The organism is Micromonospora sp. HK10, assembly GCF_000982955.1.
Lineage (GTDB): Bacteria > Actinomycetota > Actinomycetes > Mycobacteriales > Micromonosporaceae > Micromonospora.
This window is the reverse complement of record NZ_KQ058891.1, coordinates 1-3,309: the sequence shown is the minus strand read 5'-3', so window position 1 is coordinate 3,309 and position 3,309 is coordinate 1. Positions and strand designations below refer to the sequence as shown.

General features: G+C 73.7%; 5 protein-coding genes and 1 pseudogene. 2 read left to right on the top strand and 4 right to left on the bottom strand.

Annotation, left to right across the window (positions count from 1 at the left end):
- Together LQ51_RS34670 and LQ51_RS28135 are read right to left on the bottom strand one after the other, a co-directional pair.
- Window positions 1–228, bottom strand: a pseudogene (locus tag LQ51_RS34670) (allophanate hydrolase subunit 2 family protein); the annotation flags it as partial.
- On the bottom strand, window positions 123–737 hold the full coding sequence (locus tag LQ51_RS28135; RefSeq protein WP_046570926.1) for a 5-oxoprolinase subunit B family protein: 615 nt from the start codon (window positions 735–737) through the stop codon (window positions 123–125). The pseudogene LQ51_RS34670 and the gene LQ51_RS28135, both read right to left, overlap by 106 nt.
- Before the next feature lie 73 nt (window positions 738–810).
- On the opposite strand from LQ51_RS28135, the gene LQ51_RS28130 reads away from it, so the two are divergent.
- Complete coding sequence (locus tag LQ51_RS28130; RefSeq protein WP_046570924.1) at window positions 811–1,488, top strand: PAQR family membrane homeostasis protein TrhA; 678 nt, start codon at window positions 811–813, stop codon at window positions 1,486–1,488.
- A 157-nt stretch (window positions 1,489–1,645) separates the two neighbouring features.
- Here LQ51_RS28130 and LQ51_RS28125 read toward each other — a convergent pair whose 3' ends face one another.
- Window positions 1,646–1,930 carry a DUF6458 family protein gene (locus LQ51_RS28125; RefSeq protein ID WP_046570922.1) on the bottom strand — a complete coding sequence of 95 codons (285 nt, stop codon included), beginning with the start codon at window positions 1,928–1,930 and terminating at the stop codon, window positions 1,646–1,648.
- 116 nt (window positions 1,931–2,046) lie between these two features.
- Between LQ51_RS28125 and LQ51_RS28120 the strand changes: the two genes are divergently transcribed.
- On the top strand, window positions 2,047–2,583 hold the full coding sequence (locus tag LQ51_RS28120) for a SixA phosphatase family protein (RefSeq protein ID WP_046570918.1): 537 nt from the start codon (window positions 2,047–2,049) through the stop codon (window positions 2,581–2,583).
- Window positions 2,584–2,901: 318 nt separating this feature from the next.
- Here the strand turns inward: LQ51_RS28120 and LQ51_RS28115 are convergent, their stop codons facing one another.
- Complete coding sequence (locus LQ51_RS28115) at window positions 2,902–3,171, bottom strand: DUF6458 family protein (RefSeq protein WP_013283345.1); 270 nt, start codon at window positions 3,169–3,171, stop codon at window positions 2,902–2,904.
- Window positions 3,172–3,309: the final 138 nt, after the last annotated feature.

Sequence of the window (3,309 nt, the reverse complement as noted above, 5' to 3'; positions counted from 1 at the left end):
CAGCCGCAGCGCGGCCGGGTCGAGCGCTCCCGAGCGGGGCACGCCGAGATGGGCGTATCCGGGCCGGCCGAGGTCCTGCACGGTGGTGAGGGCGCCGGCCCGCAACACCTCGAGCGTGGCGCTCACCGGGCCGCCACCAGCCGGACCCGGGTGCCCGGGGTGAGCCGCGCCGGCGGATCGGCGTGCGGGTCGAAGAGGACCAGGTCGGTCCGCCCGACCAGCAGCCAGCCGCCGGGCGAGGCGGCCGGGTAGATGCCCGCGTACGGGCCGGCGAGCGCGACCGAGCCGGCCGGCACCCGGGTACGCGGGGTGGCCAGCCGGGGCACGGCCAGCTCCGCCGGCAGCCCGGTCAGGTAGGCGAACCCGGGTGCGAAGCCGCAGAAGGCCACCCGGAACTCGGTCCGCCGCAGCCGGTCCACCACGGCCGGCACCTCGACACCCCAGTGCGCGGCGACGGCCGGCAGGTCGGTCCCGTCGTACACGGTGGGCACCTCGACCTCGGCGGAGCCGCCGGCGGCGACGCCGTCGGCCGGGGTCCAGCCGGCGATCCGCGCGGCGGTCGCCCCAGGATCGGGTACGCCGTCGAGCAGCACGGTCGCCGCCGCCGGGACGATCTCGACGGCGGCCAGGTCACCGGCGGCCCGGCGGCGCCACAGCTCGGCGCGCCACGCCTCGACCTGGGCCGGGTCGTCGCAGTCCAGCAGCAGGGCGTGCGCGCCGACGGGACGGATCCGCATCCCGCCATCCTCCGGGAGGCGCGTGGTGCACGCCACTACTTACAAGTAACCTACGCTGCCGTAACCTTATGCCGTGACCACCTCCGCACCGCTTCGACTCAAGCCGGTCGACATCGGTAAGCCCCGCATGCGGGGCTGGCTCCACACGTACGCGTTCTTCGCCGCCCTCGTCTGCGGCATCGTGCTCTGCGCGGTAGCGGCCACCCGCCCCGGCTGGGCGCCGCTGGTCAGCTGCCTCATCTACAGCCTCACCGTGTGCGGCCTCTTCGGCACCAGCGCGCTCTACCACCGCCGGGTCTGGTCCGAACGCGGCTACCAGGTGATGCGCCGGCTGGACCATTCGATGATCTTCGTGTTCATCGCCGGTACGTACACCCCGTTCTGCGCCCTGCTGCTGGCACCCCGGCCCGCCGCGATCATGCTCGGCCTGGTGTGGGGCGGCGCGGTGGCCGGAGTGGGGCTCAAACAGGTCTGGCCGCACGCCCCCCGCTGGGTGTCGGCGCCGCTCTACCTGGCCCTCGGCTGGGTCGCGGTGGCGATGCTGCCGCAGATCCTGCACGCCGGCGGGGTCACCGCGCTGGTGCTGCTGAGCGTCGGCGGCGCGATCTACAGCGTGGGCGCGATCTTCTACGCGCTGCGCCGGCCGAACCCGTGGCCGACCGTGTTCGGCCACCACGAGTTCTTCCACGCCTGCACCCTGCTCGCGGCGATCTGCCACCACGTGGCGATCTACTTCGCGCTCTTCGCCTGACCCGGCCGGCGTCCGGGTAGCGGCTGCGGCGGGCCGCGGCGCCCGACGGGTACCGCGTGGCGCCGATGCCTTGAGGATTTCCCCGTTGTGGAGCGCCTGACGACGCGGAGCGAGGGCCCCGCGCCGTTGCGGGGCCCTCGATGTCTGCGGAAATCTGTCAGGCCGGGTAACCCGGGCGGCGCACCTCGCGGTACTCCTCGCGCACCACCCGGTCGTCCTGGACCGGCACGGCCGGCTCGGCCACGACGCGCTCGCGGACCGGCGCGACCACCGCGCGGCGGCGGCTGCTCCAGAAGTACATGGTGAGGATCAGGCCCACCAGTCCGACGAGCATGAGCACCCAACCCACGACGTTCAGGTCGAGCCACCCGAGGTTGGCGTTGATGGCGAACGCGAAGATCGCGCCGACCGCGATCAGGAAGATGCTGGCACCGATGCCCATGACGTCGCCTCCTTGGCGTCCTGCTGGCGTTTCCTACCCGCCGCGGCCATGGATGAGGTAGCGGCATCCATCGACTTACCCAGGCACGCAGATCGCCAATCAGGCAAGCTGGGCACATGACGGACGGCAGGATCGAGGCGCGCACACTGCTGCTCCTCCGGCACGCCAAGGCCGAACAGAATCAGGACAGGCCGGACATGGAGCGCCCGCTGACCGTACGCGGACACGCCGACGCGTCCGCAGCCGGTGCCTGGCTGGCCCGGCACGCGCTCCTTCCCGACCTGGTGCTCTGCTCCCCGGCGCTGCGCACCCGGCAGACCTGGCACGGGGTGGAGCTGGGCATGACGGGGTCCCCGGACGAGGGGGGACCGGCCGGACCGCTGCCCACCGTGCGCTACGAGCCGGCCGCGTACGACGCCCGGCCGGAGGCCCTGCTCGAGCTGGTGCGCTCAGTGCCGGCGGACATCGGCACGGTGCTGCTGGTCGCCCACAATCCCGGGATCTCGCTGCTGTCGGCCCTGCTCGACCCGGCCCGTGCGGATCCCGAGGGGCTGCGGACCACCGATCTGGCGGTACACCGCCCGACCACCCCGTGGGCGGGGTTGACCGGCGGCGTCGCCCCGATCACCGCCCGCCACACCGCCCGCGGCTGACCCGCCCGGCCGGGCAGGTGCTCGGCCCCCGGTTGCGGCAGATCGGTGCTACGGCCTGCTGGGAAGCCACCACCTGCCGCAGATTGGCGCTACGCGCTGCCGGAAAGCCACCGCCCGCGGCTGAGCCGCCGGCCGGTTGCGCCGGGCAGGTGATCAGCCCTCGATTGCGGCAGATCGGTGCTACGGCCTGCCGGAAAGCCACCACCTGCCGCAGATTGGTGCTGCGGGCTGCCGGAAAGCCACCGGCCGCCGCAAACCGGCTGGGTTCCGCCGGGTCGCCGGGATCGCCTGGGAGGCGATCGAGAGGCGGGGCGCCGGTCAGGACGGCGGCGCGGTGGGCGGCGGCGGGTCGGGCGGCGGCGGCATCATCGCGGTCGGGTGGGAAAGCCGGTTCTCCTCCACGATGAGCGTGCGCGCCCGCTTGCGCCGGTCCTGCCAGAACCAGAGCGTGGTGAGCAGGACGCCCAGCCCGGCCAGGATGAACACCCAGCCGACCGCGCGCAGGTCGATCCACCAGACGTTGGCCCGGATGGCGAAGGTCATGATCGCGCCGAGCGCGATGAGAAAGATGGCGCTGCCAATGCCCATGTGCGCTGCACTCCCCCGTGCGGTGGCTCTTGGGCGGGTCCTGTCGTGGTCCGGGCACGGATACCCGTCCGGCGGCCGGCCTACCCGGTCCACCGCACCGAATCGGCGAGCCCGGGTGGCCGGCCGCGCACCCGGCCG